The sequence below is a fragment of the Chryseobacterium sp. CFS15 genome (assembly GCF_031118795.1).
GTDB lineage: Bacteria > Bacteroidota > Bacteroidia > Flavobacteriales > Weeksellaceae > Chryseobacterium > Chryseobacterium indoltheticum.
The window spans coordinates 99,779-119,081 of record NZ_JAVHYL010000003.1; the positions used below are offsets into that span (position 1 = coordinate 99,779).

A 19,303-nucleotide genomic window follows, 5' to 3' on the forward strand; every position below is an offset into this window, starting at 1 on the left:
AGCAGTAAAATTGATGTAAATGTATACATCTTTAGATTTTTAAGATAATACAGGAGTACGCCTACATATAAATCAACCTATACAGATTCTTACCAAGAAAAATTACAAAACAACAATAAACATATGCATCATGAAAGCAACAAAAAAAACTTTAAAAGTAAGTTTCTCCACTCAAAAAGGAGGTGTGGGAAAATCGACGATTACCATATTACTTGCCAGCGTATTACATTATCGCTTGGGATATAATGTTTTAGTCATGGATTGTGATTTTCCACAATACAGTCTAAGCAATATGAGAGAACGTGATAAAAAAGCAATTATGCTCAACGACTACCATAAGAAAGCTGCTATGAAACAATTCCAACTGATCAATAAGAAAGCATATCCGATTATACGCTGTAAGGCAGAAAATGCAATAGAAGAATCTACCCGATATATTAAACAAACTACTGTAGTTCCAGATATTATTTTTTACGATCTGCCTGGTACCGCCAATACCAAAGGGGTTCTGACAACCTTGAAATCCATGAATTTTATTTTTGCCCCAATGACTGCTGACCGTTTGGTCGTAGAAAGTACGTTAGGATTTACCAAAGCTTTTATGGCTCTTCCTTCCGGTGAGCATGATCTTCCACAACAGGAGTTGTGGTTATTCTGGAATCAGATTGATGGACGGGAAAAGACAGGGTTATATGAAATCTACGAAAAAGCAATTGCGACTCTTCAGATGAATATAATCGAAACGCGAATCATGGATAGTAAACGATTTCGCAAGGAATCCGACCATATTGGAAACAGTATTTTCAGATCAACACTTTTACCAGCAGACTATCCGCTTTTAAAAGCGACAAGAATGGATCTGTTTGTTGAAGAATTTCTAAGAATCACAAACTTATAAAACCCGAAAGATGGCTACAAACAATGACAACAAAGATTTAGAAAAGACTACCGTTGATGAAGAATATTTAATGCAGGTCATCAGTGGTGAACAAACCGCTCTTGATGAACAAAATCATGTAACCAAACAAGCCGTTCAAAAATCTAAAGAAAAAACCAAAACCAATTCTTCTAAAAAACTGAACTATGAAGAGATCTTTTTAACGAATCGCTTTCCTTCAGGACGTAATGGTAAAGTGGTCTACATACGTCCAGAGTACCATGAAAGATTATTGCGAATTGTACAGCTCACCAGAGAAGAAAGGACAACCCTCTATTCCTATATCGACAATATTCTAGAACAGCATTTTTTGGAATACGGAAACGAAATTACTGATTACTTTAACAATCACTTTAAACCCATTTTATAACTATGGAAACTCTCATCATTATTTGTCTCCTGACCATAATTCTGCTATTACTCCATGACAAAATTATCCGAAAACAATACCATTCTCATAAAACTGAAAGACAGGCAAATAATAAAAAGCAACCCAATATTATGGGTGAAGCAAAAACCTCACTCCATTCTATGACAATGACTTCCTCTGAAAGACAAGAAATTGAACTTGGTTTTGATCCCTCTAATTTAGACATAGAATATGATATCAGTGAAAATATCAGTCTATTAAATCCGCAGGAAGAGCCGGAATATGCCTTTAATAGTGAACCTGATTTTATTGAAGAGGAAGAAGAATGGAAAAAATATAGAATAATTGGTGAGGATAACAGTTGTGCCCAAGGGGTTACCTTTGAAGAACTAAGCACTGTGGAGATGTTTGTAAAACAAAATAGTTTTACCGCATCTCAAAAGGAAACAGCAGCAGCGATCATTCAGAAAACTTATGGAACCGAATTATATATCTTACTTGAGAATTCTATGGAAAATGATTCCCATAAAATAGCAATACTATTAGATAATTCTTTTGAAAATGAACGAATATCCGGTTCTTCCGATGTGCGGAAAAGTGATCTCAATGATTTTGAAATAGGGAAATTCATTTGAAGTTCCCTATTTTCTTTATGACAGCACTAAACTATTTCATCAAAAACAGCTCTTTGTAAAAAATGAAGTTGACCTTTCTCTGCCATTATTCTATACAATTTTTCCATTTTTTCTAATTGTTCACTATTTTTACAAGCAACATATTTTTGTGATAAATGAAAAATGTTCAAATCTTTCCAGAGATAGAAGAAATCGCTTTTTATTTCTTTTTTCGCATCTTTTTTACAAACTAAAGTAGCACTATCACTCAATGGAAATATAAAGTTTCCCATAGTTTTATAGTTTGTATTGTCTTCTTCAATAATAGGACAATCTCCTATCAGAGAGGGAAACTTATCATAAAAAGTGATAAAGCAATTCTTATGGATCTCATCTAAACTTTCTTCATTTGAAATGGGCTGTATTGACAGAAGAATTCGTTTTGTTTCCTGAATGATCTCTTTCTTATTTAAATTATTTATAACTTCTTGTGTTATTTCCTTACTTGAATCAATTGGACGTATTGCTAAACCCAATTGTTCGATAGGAATATCTTTAACAAGATTTTTAGCAATATCATCAACTTTTGGAACTCTCCACTTTGTTAAATTAGCCAAATAAATCATCCATGTAAGTTCCCTACCACTCATCTGCTGACTTTTTAAAATTTTTGTTAAAGTTTTAGACAGTAAAGTATCTACTTCTTCATACATCCTTTCGATATTATCCCCCTTACTCCCATTTATATCAAAAAGATTCCTGCCATCTTCAAAGAAAATAGCTTTAGGACTTTGCATCTTACTGATAATTCTTTTGGATTCTTTGTTATATACCCACAACATATTGTTTTCATCACTAAAATTCTTACTCAGGAATTTGGGTATGTAGTGATGTCTCTTTGATTGTTCTTTCATGGTTAAGTACTATTTTTTGAAAGTAATCAAAATATTCTTTATAAAGCATTATAGAGCCAAACAATTCCTGAAAACACCAAATTCCCAGGTGGCAATCCCATACCAAACACCTTTGTCTCAGAACCCGTAAAGCACGGGTTTTCATAATCATAAAAAATCTATTCATTATGAAAAGACAAAGAAAAAAAATCGTGTTAACAGCATTGCTTCTGTTAATCGGACTGAGTACGAATGCTCAGGGAAATGGTTCTGCCGGAATCAATGAAGCCACTCAAATGGTTACTTCCTATTTTGACCCTGCAACGAAACTGATTTATGCTATTGGTGCGGTAGTGGGCTTAATTGGCGGGGTCAAGGTTTACAACAAATTCAGCAGTGGTGACCCTGATACCAGTAAAACTGCTGCCAGCTGGTTTGGAGCGTGTATATTCTTAATTGTTGCAGCTACCATCCTCCGTTCATTCTTCCTTTAAAACATCAGTTATGGTTACGTATCATATCAACAAGGGAATAGGAAGAACGGTTGAGTTCAAAGGATTGAAAGCACAGTACCTGTTCATTTTTGCAGGAGGATTATTAGGAATACTCGTATTCATCATGATCATGTATATGGCTGGTGTCAATACCTATATCTGCTTACTTCTTGGAGGAACTACTTCTGGTCTTCTCATTTGGAAGACCTTTTCTCTCAACAGAAAGTATGGAGAACATGGATTAATGAAATTGGGAGCAAAAAAGAAGCATCCAAGGTACATTATCAGCCGAAAATCCATTTTCAGGTATATCAAGGTACACTCTAAAAAAACTATAGCATGAGAAATCAATCCAAAGCGACAACGCTGGAAAGCAGATTTCCACTGCTAGGTGTAGAAGAGAACTGCATTATTTCAAAAGATGCTGATGTTACGGTTTGTTTCAAGGTAAGTCTTCCGGAACTGTTTACGGTAGCGTCAGCTGAGTATGAAGCTATCCATTCGGCTTGGTTTAAAGCCATAAAGACATTACCTGATTACAGCATCGTTCACAAACAGGATTGGTTTATCAAGGAAAATTACCGTCCCGATTTATCTAATGACGATCAAAGTTTTCTATCCAAGTCTTTTGAAAGGCACTTTAACGAAAGACCTTTCCTGAATCATTATTGCTATCTGTTTCTTACCAAAACTACAAAGGAAAGGATGAGAACGCAGAGTAATTTCTCATCATTTTGTAAAGGAGTTTTGATTCCAAAAGAGATCAGGGATAAAGAAGTGATCAGCAGATTCATGGAAGCGGTTGATCAGTTTGAAAGGATTATGAACGACAGTGGATCTATTTTCTTAGAAAAGATGACCGCTGATGAAATTACAGGAACAGAAAAACAATCTGGATTGTTAGAACAGTATCTGACTCTGTCGAGAGAAATTAATCCATCTCTCCAAGACCTCAACTTAGGAGCAGAAGAAATGCGTATAGGTAACAACCGCATCAGCATGCACACTCTTTCGGATACGGATGATCTTCCGGGTACAGTTTCTTCGCACAGCAGATACGAAAAGTTAAGTACTGACAGAAGTGACTGCTTACTCTCATTTGCATCTCCGGTTGGACTGCTACTCAGCTGCAATCACATCTACAATCAGTATTTATTTATTGACAATAGTGAAGACAATCTTACTAAGTTTGAAAAGTCTGCCAGGAATATGCATTCTCTGGCAAGATACAGCAGAGCCAATCAGATCAATAAAGAATGGATTGAAAAGTATCTCAATGAAGCGCACTCTTTCGGATTACAGTCTATTCGCGCCCATTTCAATGTGATGTGTTGGTCTGACAGTCCTGCGGAGCTCAAACAATTAAAAAATGATACCGGCAGCGCTTTGGCATTGATGGAATGCAAGCCCCGTCACAACACAACAGATACTGCAACATTGTACTGGGCAGGAATTCCCGGGAATGCAGGAGATTTTCCAAGTGAAGAAAGTTTCTACACGTTTATAGAACCTGCCTTATGTTTTTTCACTGAAGAAACCAATTATCAGGATTCCCCTTCACCTTTTGGGATAAAGATGGCAGACCGATTGACGGGAAAACCTATCCATCTGGATATTTCAGATCTTCCGATGAAACAGGGAATCATTACCAATCGAAACAAGTTCATTTTGGGACCTTCGGGGAGTGGGAAGTCTTTTTTCACCAACCATATGGTGAGACAGTATTATGAGCAGGGAGCCCATGTTCTGTTAGTTGATACCGGAAATTCCTATCAGGGGTTATGCGAACTGATCAAAGGTAAAACAAAGGATGAAGATGGAGTTTACTTTACTTATACAGAAGACAATCCGATTGCTTTCAATCCATTCTATACTGATGATGGAGTTTTTGATATAGAAAAACGGGAAAGCATCAAAACACTTATTCTCACACTATGGAAAAGAGATGATGAACCGCCAACCCGCTCCGAAGAAGTTGCTTTATCAAATGCAGTCAGCGGCTATATTGATCGAATCAAAAATAATGAGCAGTTCCCTTCATTTAATGGCTTTTACGAGTATGTAAAAAATGATTATCAAAAAGTATTAGAGCAAAAAAAAGTCAGGGAAAAAGACTTTGATATTGCCAACTTTCTGAATGTTTTAGAGCCTTATTATAAAGGCGGAGAATATGATTACTTATTGAATTCAGAAAAGCAATTAGATCTTCTTTCTAAGCGATTTATCGTTTTTGAAATTGATGCGATCAAGGATCATAAAATCCTTTTTCCCATTGTAACCATTATCATCATGGAAGTTTTCATTAACAAAATGCGAAGACTGAAAGGAATCAGAAAACTGATCCTGATTGAAGAAGCCTGGAAGGCAATTGCTAAAGAAGGAATGGCTGAATACATCAAATATCTCTTCAAAACTGTAAGAAAATTCTTTGGAGAAGCCATTGTTGTTACACAGGAGGTGGATGACATCATTCAGTCTCCTATTGTTAAGGAAAGCATCATCAACAATTCAGACTGTAAGATCCTTTTGGATCAGCGGAAATACATGAACAAGTTTGATGATATTCAGTCTATGCTGGGTCTTACAGACAAAGAAAAAGCACAGGTTCTTTCCATCAATATGAATAATGATCCGAAAAGGCTGTATAAAGAAGTCTGGATCGGATTAGGAGGAACGCACTCTGCTGTATATGCCACGGAAGTTTCCACAGAAGAATATCTGGCCTATACCACAGAAGAAACGGAGAAAATGGAAGTCATGCAATTGGCTTCTGAACTTGATGGCAATGTAGAGCATGCCATCAAGAGGATTTCTCTTAAGAGAATCAAATCGAATACAAAAGAAACTTAAATCATTAAAATTTTACAACAATGAAAAATTCAATCATTACAACAGTTATGGTTATTGTATTAGCTATAACATCATTTGCAAAAGCGCAATTTGTGGTTACGGATCCTGCTAATCTGGCTTCAGGAATACTCAACTCCGCCAATGAAATTGTACAGACCTCATCGACTGTTTCGAATGTAGTTAAGAACTTCAATGAAGTTAAAAAGGTGTATGAGCAGGGTAAGGAATATTATGACAAACTGAAAGCAGTAAACAATTTAGTAAAAGATGCCCGTAAAGTTCAGCAGACTGTTTTATTGGTGGGTGATGTTTCCGAAATGTATGTCAATAATTTTGGAAAGATGCTGAATGATCCCAATTTCAATGCTCAGGAGTTGACCGCTATCGCTAACGGCTATTCAACACTATTGAACGAAAGCACTGAACTGCTTAAAGAACTAAAACAGATTGTCACTTCTACCAATCTATCATTGAATGATAAGGAAAGAATGGAAATTATTGACAGAGTATATAAAGAGGTGAAAGATTATCATAATCTGGTAAGATATTACACCAATAAGAATATCTCTGTCAGTTATCTGAGAGCCAAAAAGCAGAACAACGCGCAGAGAGTTCTCAACCTGTATGGTACTGTTAACCAAAAATACTGGTAAGATGGAACCTACTAATTTACATGAGGTGCTTCGTTCTGTGTATGAAGAGATGATGCCGATGTGTGCTGACATGGCAGCAGTTGCAAAAGGAGTTGCAGGGCTGGGAGCATTATTTTATGTGGCCGTAAAGGTCTGGCAGGCATTAAGCCGTGCCGAACCGATTGATCTGTTTCCTATGCTCAGACCATTTGCCATCGGAATCTGCATTATGTTCTTTTCAACAATTGTCTTGGGCAGCATCAACGGAGTATTAAGTCCGGTCGTTCAGGGCAGCCACTCCATGCTGGAGGGTCAGGTATTAGATCTTAATGAACTCCAGCAGAAAAAAGATCTGCTGGAAAGGGAGGCTATGCTTCGAAATCCTGAAATGGCATATCTCATTTCTGATGAAGAATTTGACAAAAAATTGGAAGAACTGGGATGGTCACCTTCTGATTTGGTGACGATGTCTGGAATGTATATAGAGCGGGAAATGTTTGCCATTAAAAAAGATATCAGAGATGGTTTCAGAGAGTTTCTGGAAATACTCTTTCAGGCAGCGGCATTGGTGATTGATACAATCAGAACTTTCTTTCTCATTGTGCTTTCGATCCTTGGTCCTATTGCATTTGCCATATCGGTTTGGGATGGTTTTCAGTCTACGCTTACCCAATGGCTGACCAGATACATCAGTGTATACCTATGGTTACCGGTGGCTGATATGTTCAGTGCTATCCTGGCAAAGATTCAATCCCTTATTATAGAAAGGGATATTGAAATGCTGGCAGATCCCAACTTTATTCCAGATACTTCCAATACGGTCTACATTATCTACATGATCATTGGAATCATTGGCTATTTCACTGTGCCTACCGTTACAGGCTGGATCATTCAGGCGGGCGGAGCCGGAAACTTTATGCGTAATGTTACCCAGATGGCACAAAAGTCAGGAAATGTTGCGGGTGCTACTGCTGGCGCAGCGGCAGGTAATATTTCAGGACAACTCCTTAAATAATCAAAAAACAAAAAAATGGAATTTAAAACCTTAAGAAATATAGAGAACAGTTTTAAGCAAATCAGATTGTTCACCTTTGTTTTTGCCATCCTTTGTTTTGGAGTTGTCGGCATTGTTGTGTACAAATCGTACAGTTTTGCAGAAGAACAAAGACAAAAGATATATGTCCTTGACAATGGTAAATCACTGATGGTTGCCCTATCCCAGGATATGTCTATCAACAGACCTGTAGAAGCCAGAGAACATGTAAGACGTTTTCACGAACTCTTTTTTACAGTAGCTCCTGATAAAAGTGCTATTGAGAGCAATGTAAAAAGAGCTTTTAATATGGCCGACCAATCTGCATTCAATTACTATAAGGATCTCTCTGAGAAAGGGTATTACAACAGGATCATCAGCGGAAATATTCAACAGCGCGTTGAAATTGACAGTGTAGTAGCAGATTTTAACAACTATCCCTATGCTGTAAAGACTTATGGGAAGCAATTCATTATCCGCGCAAGTAATTTAACGATCCGAAATCTTGTAACGAATTGTCAACTGGTCAATTCCGTCAGGTCAGACAGCAACCCTCAGGGGTTTACGATTGAAAAATTCAATGTCATTGAGAACAAAGATGTTGAAACTGTTAACCGATAAAAACAGTTATATGAAAAAAATAAGATTAAAAATAGAGGAATTCGTTAAAAAAGCAGAACGGAAATGGAAATCCTTATCTACCAAACGACAACGCTCTTTGACCAAGATATTTTTTGCAGGGTATGCGATAATGACGATTTTAACGGTTATTCATCTATGGTCAAAAGATTCAAAAAGTCGAACCATTCTTTCAGTTGGACATATCAATAACATTCCAAAGGAGATAAAGATGCAACATCAGCCGCTTGAAAACCCAGCTAATTATTCACCCCATAAAACATCCCCATGAAAGAGACAAGTCAAATCAGAATCACTGAAGGAAGTATACCTTCCTCAGACGAAAATGAACCTTTGGATCGTAAGCCAGGGTGGGAAAAATTTAAAAAGCCGATCATCTACTTTTTAATGTTCATTGTTTGTATGGGATCCTTGTATCTGGTTTTTAAACCAAAAGATGATAAAACAACTAATCAAGAGGTAGGTTTAAATGCTGAAGTGCCACAAGCCACGGATGACAAATTACAAGCAGATAAGCAGAAGGCGTATGAGCTAGAATTGTTGGAGCAGAAAAATGAAGAAAAAAGAAATGCTATGACAAGCCTCTCAAATTATTGGAGTGAATCAAACGGCTCGAATCAGCTGACCGCTCTATCTCCAGAATCTTATAACAATACGAACGCAGATCAGAATGCTTTAAACAGCTACCGTAATGCACAACAAACATTAAGCTCATTTTACAGCAAAGACGACCATGAGGTTACCCAATTAAAAAGGGAAATTAACAGGCTTAAGAATGAAATTTCACATAAGGATGCAGTTCCAAGTACTGTAGGAATTAATGATCAGTTAGAATTGATGGAAAAGTCTTATCAGATGGCTGCAAAATATCTACCTGCGCCAAAACAGCAAGAAGAATCTGAACCAAAGAAAACCTCTGAGGCAAAGCCTGAAGAAAACAAAGTTAAAATAACGGCAGTACAGCTTCAAAAACGCAACGTCGTATCCAGTTTGTATCGAGAACCTTCAGACAGTACGTTTTCAGCATCCATCAGTCATAATCGATTTGCGGGGTTACAGAATGAACAGGAAAATACTGTATCCCAAAATAACAACAGTATCCATGCAGTAATACATGAAACCATGACATTGGTAAATGAAAGTATGGTGCCCTTACGACTAACACAATGTTTGCTCCTTGGAAAGACAACCATTCCTTCAGGTACTGTGTTAAAAGCAGCAGGAAAGTTTCAGGGAGGAAGACTGTTACTCGCAATTTCAAGCATTGAATACAAAGGCACTATAACCCCTGTCGAGATTAATATTCATGATAATGATGGGCAGTTGGGGCTTTACATTCCCTACTCGTCAGAACTGACCGCTATTAAGGATATAGCATCCAACATGAGCCAGAATTCCGGCACCAATATTATGATGACCCAATCGGCAGGACAACAGGTTGCTGCCGATCTCACCAGAGGTTTGGTTCAGGGAGTTTCAGGATACTTTCAAAAGAAAGTAAGACAGCCTAAAGTTACTGTTAAGGCAGGGCATCAGGTGCTTTTAGTTTCAAAAAAATAATTAACCTTTAAATTAAAATTAATGAAAATACGACTTAATATATTTTTCTCGGTTCTGTTGATACTCTTCGGTATCTGCAGATTAGCAGCTCAGGAAAATTCAGGTTTCGCATCGCTTTCTCAGGCCAAACTGGAACCTTACAAGATGGAAGTTACCTACAATAAAACAACACATTTATTATTTCCATCTCCCATACGATACGTGGATCTGGGAAGCGAAAATTTGATTGCCAATAAAGCGGAAGATGTAGCGAATGTTCTCAGAATAAAATCCTCAGTAAGAGATTTCGAGGAAGAAACAAACTTTTCGGTCATTACTGAGGATGGTAAATTTTACAATTTTGATGTTTTTTACAGTTCTTATCCAGACACTCTGAATTATGACCTTCTGAAATTACAGCGAAATCAGGAAAAAGAATACTCTACAGATGTCCTGTTTGAAGAACTTAAGGGAGAATCTTCATCATTGACTGAACTATTGATAAAAACCTTGTACCAACTTCCCAAAAGAACAGTAAGGCACATTGGTTCAAAAAGCTTTGGAATTCAGTTTCTGTTAAAATCTCTGTATGTACACGAAGGAAAGTTTTATTTTATTTTTCAAATTAAAAACAAAAGCAATGTTTCTTTTGACGTTGATTTTGCCACTTTCAAAATTACCGACAAAAAGAATCTAAAAAGAACTGTCGTTCAGGATAAGGTATTATCTCCTATCCGGACTTATTCTCGTGACTCTACAGTCAACTACCAATCCGACGGTGAATTTCTTTATCTCATGGACCAGTTTACGCTTTTAGAAGATCAGATATTAGAGATTGAATTGATGGAAAAAGATGGCGGACGACATCAGAAGATTCAGATAGAAAATTCAGATTTGATCAGTGCCAAAGTGGTCAATGATATTCAATTAAAACTAAACTAACATGAAGAGTTTATTATCGTTAATAACAGTGTTTTTATGTTTTTACGCAGTCAAAGCACAAAGAATGTTACCGAAGCAAAAAAGTATCGGAATCAATACAGGATTACTGTTGAAAAAGTCATCCGGAAATTATTTCTTCAATACCGATTTTATTATCTATTCAAAAAAAGGGAACCATTCGATTTATTCCTTTGAATACAGCAGACAGATTATTTCCTATAAAACGGCTGACGTCCCTGTTGAAAACTACAGTCTTGAAGTCGGTTATAGTTTTAATTTGATTGCTGACCGGACAAAAAGCTTTTTAATCAATTCCACAATTTCTGCCACCGGAGGATATGAGAATATTAATAAAGGCGAAACACTACTGTATGACGGAGCCTTACTCTTGAATGAATCATCATTGGTGTATGGGGGAAGTGCAAGACTGAGTATTGAAACCTATCTGTCAGATCGCATTGTTTTAACGGGCTTTTATAAAGCAAAAATAGTATGGAATACTTCACTTGAAAAAATAAGACCTAGCGTTGGTCTTGGATTCAAAATTAACTTATAAAATAAAAAACTACTATGAAAAATTTAATCAATATTAAAAAACATTTTATTGCTGCTCTGTATCTTATGGCAACCTTATTTGCAGTCGAACTTTGTTTTTCCTCTTGTTCAGAAGATGAATTACAGGTACAGAAAAATTTTCCTTTTGAAGTGCAGATAATGCCTGTTTCAAAATACATTGCTAACGGAGAAACTGTGGAGATCAGATGTCGCATTATTCCTTTTGGAAACTACAGTGAAACTGAGTATTTCTTCAGATATTTTCAGTCAGATGGGAAGGGTACATTACGTTTATTCAATGAACCTCCTTTCTTACCTAATGATTCATATCTCCTGGCTGAAAAGGAATTTAGGTTATATTATACTTCTGAATCAACAGTATCTCAAAGTTTTGATATTTGGATTTCAGACAATATGGGTAATGAAAAGCTGACCATACAGTTTAGTCCTCAAAATGCAGGAACTGTATAGATAGAATTCAATGTATAATGTATTAGGCTATTTCATCAGAAATAGCCTTTTATTTTTCCGCCAATTACAGGCTATAACAAATAGCCTCGCAAAATAATAGTAACCTTTTTGAAAAAATTTTCTCACTTAAATTTTTTCAAAAAGGTTACTATTAATGGCTTGCGAAAAGACGTTTCCGACTACAGGAAGGAATTGTCTTTTCGCCGAAAATTTTAAATAAACGACAATTCAATATTGTCGTTTATTTTATTAGTTAGAAATTTTATAAATATCCGTTATCGGCAAATGACAGATAATCTGTCGATGTTAAAATGCAATGATCTAGTAATTTAATATTTAAGAATTCGGATGCATTTTTAATATTCTTTGTAATTTTTAAATCTTCATTAGAAGGTTTTAAATTCCCAGATGGATGATTGTGTGCTACAATTATAGATGAAGCATTACAGAGAAGGGCTGTTTGCATAATTATCCGAATATCCACTATAGTTGAAGAAATTCCGGATTCAGAAATCTTTCTTATTCCTAAAACCTTACTACTTTGATTTAAATATAAAGCGAAAAAAGATTCTCTATAATCTATTTCATCAGAATCAAAATATTGGCGAAATACCTGCACTGCGTCACGTGAGGTTAGAATCGTTTTTTCGCAATTTCCTTTCCTGGTATATGTTAACTTTATTTCATTGACAATATTATAATTCATAATTTTTGCTCATACACGGCTGAGACTTTGATTTCCCGTGCTTAGAATAGATTAGATAGTTCACAGCTAATTCATTATTAGTGAATCAGAACCCAAACGAGCAAAAGTTTCACAGAGTTCAAAAGCTTTCTGAGATTTAGATTGTGCTGTTCCACCTAAAACAATGGATTGCAATTTAGCTTCATCACTTTTATAAGTTCGGACATTTTGAAAGTACCCTGTTACCGCATTATAAGCCCCGAATAAAGTCCCTTTTGTAGTATCCATTTGCTGGCTTTCGCTGATCATTGCATATGCAAATGCATCATCAACTGTATTTTTAAAAACTGTTGATATTTCATCAAAATTTCCTTGTTGTAAATGATTTAAGGTTTCTTTATTGGGACATAATGCCAACTGAATTAATTTTTTGATCTGCTCGTCACCAACCGTAATTTTTGACCAATGATTAAATGTATTTTCCAGTTCATTACTTAATTTGTTAGCTAATCCCATGACTTTGTGAGCATCTTCTAATCTTTGCTTTGCTCCTGCAGTATGTCTTATCCGTACTACATTACTCATATTTTTAAGAGAAGCATTTAAGGTGTTTTGGCAAACAATTCGTACAGGAGTAAATGCGGCTGTTATACTTCCACTTCCATCATGTGAAGTAGTAAGAAAAATATATTTTTCTGTAATATCGTCTCCATTTCCCACTCTTATATAATGAGGTAGTTTTGCCGTTATAAATATGCGTTCACCGTTTCCCAATGCTCCGGCAGTCTCGTATAAAATACCATCTCCACCGCCTACGATAGCATCAAAAAATGTGAAAGCTTCGCGATTTTGTACAATTTGATAGTCTTTACCCACCACTCCCAAAACTGTATTATTATCCGTTCGGATATTTGCATAGTAGTTGAGAACTTCTAACTCTGTATTTGATATTTCTATTCCGTTTGCATTATCAATAATTCCTGAACCTTTGGTAAAAAGTGGAGATTTTTCTACGTCATAATCTAGACCAGCAAATTTTATTGCCTCCTCACTTGTTGGATGTTCTTCAACAATCTGCCCCAAGTTATGCCATGCTTTTTCCTTTACGCTGAAAAATGAATATTTTCCTGTTCTGTTGTTGAAATTTAAATTATGTGCCATGATAATAATATTTTAATGTTAAAAAAGTATTAAGTAATAATGTTAGAATGGAAGGTCTTCTTTATCCTTTTTACTGCATTTTGATTCTCCGTCCTGATCTTTTTTTTCACTTTTCCATTTTTTAGCACTGCTGTGCAGTTTAATCTCAGAAGTGTGAAAGTTCAGTCCTGCATGAGCTTCGCCATCTTTTCCTATCCAAGCCCGAGTATAAACTCGTCCTATTAATTCAACTAAAGTTCCTTTAGTTAGAAGTTCAGCAACTTTAATAGAGATCCAATAGCTACAGTCGAAAAAAGTGGTTTGTTCAATTCTTTCACCTTTTTTGTTGCGATAGCTGTCATTGGTTGCAATTGAAAAATTGACTACCTGTTTCTCATTTGACACGTTGCGCACTTCCGCATCCTTTGTCAGTCTTCCGATAATGTTCATAACTGTTTTTTTTGATTATACATTGAAGTCGTTTCTTCTCTCTTCCAATCTCTAAAGCCTCTCAGGGCTTCGCTGAATATTTTTCAAAAGAAAACCGGAAAAAAGAAAGCAGATATGAAGTGTTGGCAATGAACAAGAGCAAAAGGAAACGGAATAATTGGAGGGTACCTTTAGGGAGGAAACCGTTTATGCCGTAGTCTTTTGCTGGCAACAGGAAATGGCTGTCAACAATACCTTAGCTGCCTTTTTACCGGTTGATTATGAAAAATGTAAACGTTTCAACTAAACAATCAGACAGGAGCAGCCAAAGTACCCCTTGAAAGTGAAATATTCTGTACTTACGAACTGTTAGAAATAATTTTATTAAATAATATCAATAACATGGAATATTTAACAAAAGATGATTTAATAGGATTTAAAAAAGAATTGTTTGATGAATTACATAAAATATTTGCAGAAAACAGTAAGACCGTAGATAAAAATGAAAATGAATGGGATTGGCTTAGAAGTAAGGCAATTCGGAAACTACTTGCAATATCACCTGCAACCTTGCAAAATCTTCGTATTGGAGGAAAAATCAGGTATAAAAAAATACTGGGCTCTTATTACTACAACAAAAAAGATTTAGAACTATTATTTAAAACAGAATGATAATGGATAAGTATTGGAAAACATTTTTGAAAAGAATTTCGGAGGACAAAAGACTAAATGTATGGCATCTTGTTCTTCTTATGGCAATTATGCAATTAGGTATAGATCAAAACGAGACAAAAACCATTAGAGTCAGCAGAAGTATACTTATGAAGAAATCACACATCTTAACTCTACCCACATATCATAAATATTTTAAAGAATTACAGGCAATTGGTTATATCATTTATTATCCTTCCTATCATCCAAAAATCAGAAGTTATATACGGATGCAATCTTGACTAAGTTCGATGTTGACTAATTCAGCAAATAAAAAGAGAGCTTTAACTATTAAGCTCTCTTTCGTTTAGGCATTATCTCCTACTCATTATCTTTATAATCCTTTACATTTTTTTCAGCCTTAAATTTTTCTTTTAAAATTTGCATTTCTCTGTTAATCATTTCTTGGGTTGTAATCGCATAATCTTCAGTTTGCGTAACTGAATGATGTCCCATCATTTCCTTTACAACATGAATTGGAACACCATTTTTCAAGGTCACTGTGCTACCAAATGTTCTGCGTGCTCTATGGGTATTTAAATCTCCCTCAATTTCGCAAATCGATGCAATTTCTTTTAGGTATTCGTTCATTTTTTGATTTGATTTAACAGGAAGGACCAGATTTGTTTCTACACACAAAGGATGTCTACTGTACATATTAATCAGTGAAACTGCTTTTTCAAGTAACGGGATATCTGTTCGAGATTTAGTTTTTTGACGTTTAGAAATAATCCACATCGATCCATCAATTCCATCTTTAATATCAGTTTTCCTAAGTTGTTTTACATCTATATATGCAAGACCGGTATAGCATTGAAATACGAAAATATCTCTAATAGTATTTAATCTGTCTGTTGAAAAAACTTTATTCTCAATTGTGCTTAACTCTTTACTAGTTAAAGGTTTTTTATCAAGTTTTGTTTTTTGAGATTTAAACAACTTGAAAGGATCTTTCGTTATAATTTCCTTGGCTATAGCACGCAAAACTATTTTTTTAAAATTTGCAATATATTTCAGTGTTGTATTATTAGAACACTTTCTTTTTGTTTTAAGGTAAAATTCATAATTGATGATAAAACTATAGTTTAATTCTCGGAATTCAATATCTTCACATTTATAATAATCAAAAATATAATCTTTCACATGAGATCTTGCCGTTACATAACGATCATGTGTTCCTTTAGCATAGTCACCAACTTCAACTAAAGCTAACATTTCGTCATTATGTTTTTGAAATTCTTGCAGTACAGTTGTCTTAGCTATTGTATTTCCCTGAATAAAATCAATAATAGCCTTTGTAGTAATGGACTTTCCATTAGTTATCAATTCTGTTCTAAAATTACTGATCCTTAAAATTATAGAATCTAAATATTGATTTAAAGATCTTGCATCTTCCTTATTACCTATTGCTCTCTCAACATTCTGATTCCATCGATGGTTATCCCACTTTCTTTTTGTCGAGATTTCTTTTGGTATTCCATCAACTGTAACTCTTAGATACACAAATCGGAAGCTATCGCCTTTTTTCCAAGGCGTCTTTAAAAAAAAAGAAACGCCTAAACTTTTTTCTAACATAATTCGAAAATTTTGGATTATTAAAATTCGAATTAAATTACCATCAAGTCAAGTAGTTAATCAACTTAACCAGTTCATCTATAACTATTTAAGACCAATTCTGTGGCAGTTTTTTGGCCGTCCTAAAACTGCCACGATTCTGCCAGAATAATTTTAAGCAATTTTAAAAATTATGCGCATATAAAAACATAAAAAAAGCTGTAATTAATTAAATTACAGCTTTTTAATACATTTTTGAGTGTTTTTGAAAAATTTACTTTTCATACTCTGCGGAGAGAGAGGGATTCGAACCCCCGGACCTGTTACAGTCAATAGTTTTCAAGACTATCGCAATCGACCACTCTGCCATCTCTCCAAAAACTCCGATTGTATCGTTGTTTTCAGTGGTGCAAATATAAAACGTTTTTAAATTACTACAAAATATTTTGAAATTAAATTTTAACAAAAATTAATAACCAACTAGAAATCAATGAAATTATTTTTATCAATCGTAGTTCAAAAACAAAATCTAACATTATTATAATAAAAAAAGCACCTCTTCCGAGATGCTTTATATATAAAAAGATTGTATTAATGTAATTCTGCAAGATATTTTTCTGCATCCATTGCTGCCATACAACCGCTTCCTGCTGCTGTAATCGCTTGTCTGTAAATATGATCCTGAACATCTCCGGCCGCAAAAACTCCGGGAAGATTTGTTCTTGACGAACCGTTTTCAGTAACAATATATCCGTTTTCATCTAGATCTATTTGACCAACGAAAATATCAGTATTCGGTTTGTGTCCGATCGCGATAAATATTCCGTGAACATCTACTGTAGATTTCTCCTGAGTCTGGTTATTAATAACAACCGCTCTTTCCACAAGATTGTTTTCACCCTCAATACCAATTAATTCATGGTGGAACTTCACTTCAATATTCGGCGTATTTTCTACTCTGTGAATCATTGCTTTTGACGCTCTGAACTCGTCTTTTCTTACCAACATGGTTACTTTATTCACCAACTTTGAAAGATAGGTAGCTTCTTCAGCTGCAGTATCTCCTGCTCCTACAACCACAACGTCTTTTCCTCTGTAGAAAAACCCGTCACACGTTGCACATGCAGAAACCCCTCCTCCATTATATTTTTTCTCATCATCAAGACCCAGATACTTTGCAGTAGCTCCTGTAGAAATAATCACAGATTTAGCCAAAATTTCTTTATTTCCTGCATATAATTTGTGAATACCACCCACTTCTTTAGAAAATTCAGCTTTGGTAATCATTTCGTAATGCACTTTGGTATCGAATCTTTCAGCTTGCTTTTGTAGATCCATCATCATTTCAGGGCCGGTGATTCCTGCAGGGTATCCCGGGAAATTATCGACTTCTGTTGTTGTCGTTAATTGTCCGCCTGGCTCCAGACCTGTGTATAATTCAGGTTTTAAATCTGCTCTTGCTGCATAAATTGCCGCTGTAAAACCAGAAGGTCCCGATCCAACGATTACACAATCTAAAATATTTTCTTCCATAATTTATTTATCAATTTCAAGGATGCTAATTTCGTAATTTTTAATGTTTAATTAAAGTAAAATTAATGATACTTGTCAATATTTAATATGTCAAATCTCAATGACAAAATTTTAATTTTCATACCGCTTTGCGACCCGACCTGAGTGGAGCTCTTTTTGTTCAACAAAAAAGCGGGAACGGAGGGCGGAAATTGTCGCCAAAATAAAATTAATGCGCAAAGCAAATTAGTCAATCACTTTTACACCTTCATTTTAATCTTGTCGACATTAATGATTTTGTAAACCAATTCTTTAATCAGTTCCGCATCATCCATATTTACTGCGCCTAATCCTTTTCCTTTCATGTCAAATTCCCTCAAAATAGAGATAACACGGGTTGAATGTTTCAAAGGATACAACCTCGCAGCTTCTGCGTAATCTTTAATAAAATAAGGATTAACGCCCATTTGCGAAGCAATTACCTGTTGTGGCTGCCCAATCATCGTATTGTAAATAATTACATTCGAAAAGTAATTATAAAGACTCGAAAGTAGCATTACAAAAGGATTATTCTTAGGATTTTTGCCCATGAAATAAGCAATTTTGAATGCAGAGTTTGCATTTTTCGCTCCTAACGCTTTTTGAAGTTCAAAGACATTGAATTCTTTGCTTATTCCGATATGGTTTTCAACGATGGTACCGTCTAAAACCTGATCATCTTTTAAGATTATTTTAAGTTTTCCCAGCTCATTTGAAATTCTGGAAAGGTCGTTGCCAAGATATTCTGCCAAAAGGTGAGAAATATTCGGGGCTGTTTTTATCTTTAGTCTTAGACATTCATCAGCAATCCATTTTGGAAGCGTGTGATCTTTTAAAGATTCACTCAGGAAAAGAGCGTTTATCTTTGTTAAAGTTTTGGTAACTTTTTTTCGGCTGTCTAACTTCTTATGTTTATGGGCAAAAACCAAAACCGTTGACGGCACCGGATTTTCTGCATACGCATCTAATGCTTTACTTTCTTCTTCATTAAATTTAAGATCCTGTGCTTCTTTTACGATAATCACCTGCTTATCACCCATCATCGGAAACTGTCGCGCCAAAGAAAGAATTTCCTGATATGTGGTATCTTTCCCGTACGTGACTGTTTGGTTAAAAGCTTTTTCGTCTTCCTCAAGAAAGTCGTGTTCAAGAGCTTTTACAGCAACATCAATAAAGTAAGGTTCTTCTCCGTGGAAAAAATAAATCGGTAAAACTTCTTTATTTTTAATATTTTTGAGGATTAAATCTAATTCTTTCATCATAT

At 35.3% G+C, this 19,303-nt stretch carries 22 protein-coding genes and 1 tRNA gene; 15 read left to right on the plus strand and 8 right to left on the minus strand.

Annotation, left to right across the window (positions count from 1 at the left end):
* Positions 1–130 precede the first annotated feature (130 nt).
* Genes OH814_RS05595 through OH814_RS05605 form a run of 3 tightly spaced genes read left to right on the plus strand, consistent with a single transcriptional unit; the run spans position 131 to position 1,942 of the window.
* Positions 131–898 carry a ParA family protein gene (locus OH814_RS05595; RefSeq protein WP_308827463.1) on the plus strand — a complete coding sequence of 256 codons (768 nt, stop codon included), beginning with the start codon at positions 131–133 and terminating at the stop codon, positions 896–898.
* A 10-nt stretch (positions 899–908) separates the two neighbouring features.
* Positions 909–1,307, plus strand: a complete 399-nt coding sequence (locus tag OH814_RS05600; RefSeq protein WP_308827464.1) for a DUF3408 domain-containing protein — start codon at positions 909–911, stop codon at positions 1,305–1,307.
* A 2-nt stretch (positions 1,308–1,309) separates the two neighbouring features.
* Positions 1,310–1,942 carry a conjugal transfer protein TraD gene (locus tag OH814_RS05605; RefSeq protein WP_308827465.1) on the plus strand — a complete coding sequence of 211 codons (633 nt, stop codon included), beginning with the start codon at positions 1,310–1,312 and terminating at the stop codon, positions 1,940–1,942.
* Between the two features lie 26 nt (positions 1,943–1,968).
* Here OH814_RS05605 and OH814_RS05610 read toward each other — a convergent pair whose 3' ends face one another.
* Positions 1,969–2,835, minus strand: coding sequence for a DUF4238 domain-containing protein (locus OH814_RS05610; RefSeq protein WP_308827466.1), 867 nt, complete (start codon positions 2,833–2,835; stop codon positions 1,969–1,971).
* A 167-nt stretch (positions 2,836–3,002) separates the two neighbouring features.
* Between OH814_RS05610 and OH814_RS05615 the strand changes: the two genes are divergently transcribed.
* The 11 genes from OH814_RS05615 (at position 3,003) to OH814_RS05665 (ending at position 11,969) form a co-directional block, all read left to right on the plus strand.
* Entirely contained in the window at positions 3,003–3,308 is a 306-nt protein-coding gene (locus OH814_RS05615; RefSeq protein ID WP_159478904.1) for a DUF4134 domain-containing protein, read from the plus strand.
* A gap of 10 nt (positions 3,309–3,318) precedes the next feature.
* The gene (locus tag OH814_RS05620; protein WP_308827467.1) at positions 3,319–3,651 is read left to right on the plus strand and encodes a DUF4133 domain-containing protein; all 333 of its coding nucleotides are present in this window, start codon (positions 3,319–3,321) and stop codon (positions 3,649–3,651) included.
* Positions 3,648–6,158, plus strand: a complete 2,511-nt coding sequence (locus OH814_RS05625; protein WP_308827468.1) for a TraG family conjugative transposon ATPase — start codon at positions 3,648–3,650, stop codon at positions 6,156–6,158. Before OH814_RS05620 ends, OH814_RS05625 begins: the two co-directional genes overlap by 4 nt.
* Before the next feature lie 20 nt (positions 6,159–6,178).
* Positions 6,179–6,811, plus strand: coding sequence for a DUF4141 domain-containing protein (locus OH814_RS05630; RefSeq protein WP_115929550.1), 633 nt, complete (start codon positions 6,179–6,181; stop codon positions 6,809–6,811).
* Between the two features lies 1 nt (position 6,812).
* Entirely contained in the window at positions 6,813–7,805 is a 993-nt protein-coding gene (gene traJ / locus OH814_RS05635) for a conjugative transposon protein TraJ (protein ID WP_072960872.1), read from the plus strand.
* Between the two features lie 15 nt (positions 7,806–7,820).
* Complete coding sequence (gene traK / locus OH814_RS05640) at positions 7,821–8,444, plus strand: conjugative transposon protein TraK (protein ID WP_115929551.1); 624 nt, start codon at positions 7,821–7,823, stop codon at positions 8,442–8,444.
* Positions 8,445–8,454: 10 nt separating this feature from the next.
* Complete coding sequence (locus OH814_RS05645; protein WP_159478896.1) at positions 8,455–8,733, plus strand: hypothetical protein; 279 nt, start codon at positions 8,455–8,457, stop codon at positions 8,731–8,733.
* Complete coding sequence (gene traM, locus OH814_RS05650; protein WP_308827470.1) at positions 8,730–10,022, plus strand: conjugative transposon protein TraM; 1,293 nt, start codon at positions 8,730–8,732, stop codon at positions 10,020–10,022. The genes OH814_RS05645 and traM overlap by 4 nt, the downstream gene beginning before the upstream one ends.
* Positions 10,023–10,043: 21 nt before the next feature.
* Positions 10,044–10,943 (plus strand): conjugative transposon protein TraN, encoded by a 900-nt coding sequence (gene traN / locus OH814_RS05655; RefSeq protein ID WP_308827471.1) that lies wholly within the window; start codon positions 10,044–10,046, stop codon positions 10,941–10,943.
* A 64-nt stretch (positions 10,944–11,007) separates the two neighbouring features.
* Complete coding sequence (locus OH814_RS05660; RefSeq protein WP_308827472.1) at positions 11,008–11,499, plus strand: conjugal transfer protein TraO; 492 nt, start codon at positions 11,008–11,010, stop codon at positions 11,497–11,499.
* 14 nt (positions 11,500–11,513) lie between these two features.
* Positions 11,514–11,969: a DUF3872 domain-containing protein gene (locus OH814_RS05665; RefSeq protein WP_374990555.1), complete on the plus strand. Its 456-nt coding sequence runs from the start codon at positions 11,514–11,516 to the stop codon at positions 11,967–11,969.
* A gap of 262 nt (positions 11,970–12,231) precedes the next feature.
* On the opposite strand, the gene OH814_RS05670 is transcribed toward OH814_RS05665, so the two are convergent.
* From OH814_RS05670 to OH814_RS05680, 3 genes are all read right to left on the minus strand, one after another.
* Positions 12,232–12,675 carry a JAB domain-containing protein gene (locus OH814_RS05670; protein WP_308827473.1) on the minus strand — a complete coding sequence of 148 codons (444 nt, stop codon included), beginning with the start codon at positions 12,673–12,675 and terminating at the stop codon, positions 12,232–12,234.
* Between the two features lie 66 nt (positions 12,676–12,741).
* A complete protein-coding gene (locus tag OH814_RS05675; RefSeq protein ID WP_308827474.1) occupies positions 12,742–13,815 on the minus strand; it encodes a DUF932 domain-containing protein in 1,074 nt (357 codons plus the stop codon).
* Positions 13,816–13,857: 42 nt separating this feature from the next.
* Entirely contained in the window at positions 13,858–14,244 is a 387-nt protein-coding gene (locus tag OH814_RS05680; protein WP_308827475.1) for a single-stranded DNA-binding protein, read from the minus strand.
* Positions 14,245–14,625: 381 nt separating this feature from the next.
* Between OH814_RS05680 and OH814_RS05685 the strand changes: the two genes are divergently transcribed.
* Positions 14,626–14,895 carry a helix-turn-helix domain-containing protein gene (locus tag OH814_RS05685; protein WP_308827476.1) on the plus strand — a complete coding sequence of 90 codons (270 nt, stop codon included), beginning with the start codon at positions 14,626–14,628 and terminating at the stop codon, positions 14,893–14,895.
* 360 nt (positions 14,896–15,255) lie between these two features.
* On the opposite strand, the gene OH814_RS05690 is transcribed toward OH814_RS05685, so the two are convergent.
* From OH814_RS05690 to holA, 4 genes are all read right to left on the minus strand, one after another.
* Entirely contained in the window at positions 15,256–16,509 is a 1,254-nt protein-coding gene (locus OH814_RS05690; protein WP_308827477.1) for a site-specific integrase, read from the minus strand.
* 270 nt (positions 16,510–16,779) lie between these two features.
* A tRNA-Ser gene (locus OH814_RS05695) sits at positions 16,780–16,864 on the minus strand.
* 215 nt (positions 16,865–17,079) lie between these two features.
* The gene (gene trxB, locus OH814_RS05700) at positions 17,080–18,021 is read right to left on the minus strand and encodes a thioredoxin-disulfide reductase (protein WP_308827478.1); all 942 of its coding nucleotides are present in this window, start codon (positions 18,019–18,021) and stop codon (positions 17,080–17,082) included.
* A 239-nt stretch (positions 18,022–18,260) separates the two neighbouring features.
* Positions 18,261–19,298: a DNA polymerase III subunit delta gene (gene holA, locus OH814_RS05705; RefSeq protein WP_308827693.1), complete on the minus strand. Its 1,038-nt coding sequence runs from the start codon at positions 19,296–19,298 to the stop codon at positions 18,261–18,263.
* Positions 19,299–19,303 lie beyond the last annotated feature (5 nt).

Bases quoted from the DNA above. Each gene is read 5' to 3' on its own strand.
- OH814_RS05595 (WP_308827463.1), top strand. From the start codon at position 131: ATGAAAGCAACAAAAAAAACTTTAAAAGTAAGTTTCTCCACTCAAAAA.
- OH814_RS05600 (WP_308827464.1), top strand. From the start codon at position 909: ATGGCTACAAACAATGACAACAAAGATTTAGAAAAGACTACCGTTGAT.
- OH814_RS05605 (WP_308827465.1), top strand. From the start codon at position 1,310: ATGGAAACTCTCATCATTATTTGTCTCCTGACCATAATTCTGCTATTA.
- OH814_RS05610 (WP_308827466.1), bottom strand. From the start codon at position 2,835: ATGAAAGAACAATCAAAGAGACATCACTACATACCCAAATTCCTGAGT.
- OH814_RS05615 (WP_159478904.1), top strand. From the start codon at position 3,003: ATGAAAAGACAAAGAAAAAAAATCGTGTTAACAGCATTGCTTCTGTTA.
- OH814_RS05620 (WP_308827467.1), top strand. From the start codon at position 3,319: ATGGTTACGTATCATATCAACAAGGGAATAGGAAGAACGGTTGAGTTC.
- OH814_RS05625 (WP_308827468.1), top strand. From the start codon at position 3,648: ATGAGAAATCAATCCAAAGCGACAACGCTGGAAAGCAGATTTCCACTG.
- OH814_RS05630 (WP_115929550.1), top strand. From the start codon at position 6,179: ATGAAAAATTCAATCATTACAACAGTTATGGTTATTGTATTAGCTATA.
- traJ (WP_072960872.1), top strand. From the start codon at position 6,813: ATGGAACCTACTAATTTACATGAGGTGCTTCGTTCTGTGTATGAAGAG.
- traK (WP_115929551.1), top strand. From the start codon at position 7,821: ATGGAATTTAAAACCTTAAGAAATATAGAGAACAGTTTTAAGCAAATC.
- OH814_RS05645 (WP_159478896.1), top strand. From the start codon at position 8,455: ATGAAAAAAATAAGATTAAAAATAGAGGAATTCGTTAAAAAAGCAGAA.
- traM (WP_308827470.1), top strand. From the start codon at position 8,730: ATGAAAGAGACAAGTCAAATCAGAATCACTGAAGGAAGTATACCTTCC.
- traN (WP_308827471.1), top strand. From the start codon at position 10,044: ATGAAAATACGACTTAATATATTTTTCTCGGTTCTGTTGATACTCTTC.
- OH814_RS05660 (WP_308827472.1), top strand. From the start codon at position 11,008: ATGTTACCGAAGCAAAAAAGTATCGGAATCAATACAGGATTACTGTTG.
- OH814_RS05665 (WP_374990555.1), top strand. From the start codon at position 11,514: ATGAAAAATTTAATCAATATTAAAAAACATTTTATTGCTGCTCTGTAT.
- OH814_RS05670 (WP_308827473.1), bottom strand. From the start codon at position 12,675: ATGAATTATAATATTGTCAATGAAATAAAGTTAACATATACCAGGAAA.
- OH814_RS05675 (WP_308827474.1), bottom strand. From the start codon at position 13,815: ATGGCACATAATTTAAATTTCAACAACAGAACAGGAAAATATTCATTT.
- OH814_RS05680 (WP_308827475.1), bottom strand. From the start codon at position 14,244: ATGAACATTATCGGAAGACTGACAAAGGATGCGGAAGTGCGCAACGTG.
- OH814_RS05685 (WP_308827476.1), top strand. From the start codon at position 14,626: ATGGAATATTTAACAAAAGATGATTTAATAGGATTTAAAAAAGAATTG.
- OH814_RS05690 (WP_308827477.1), bottom strand. From the start codon at position 16,509: ATGTTAGAAAAAAGTTTAGGCGTTTCTTTTTTTTTAAAGACGCCTTGG.
- trxB (WP_308827478.1), bottom strand. From the start codon at position 18,021: ATGGAAGAAAATATTTTAGATTGTGTAATCGTTGGATCGGGACCTTCT.
- holA (WP_308827693.1), bottom strand. From the start codon at position 19,298: ATGAAAGAATTAGATTTAATCCTCAAAAATATTAAAAATAAAGAAGTT.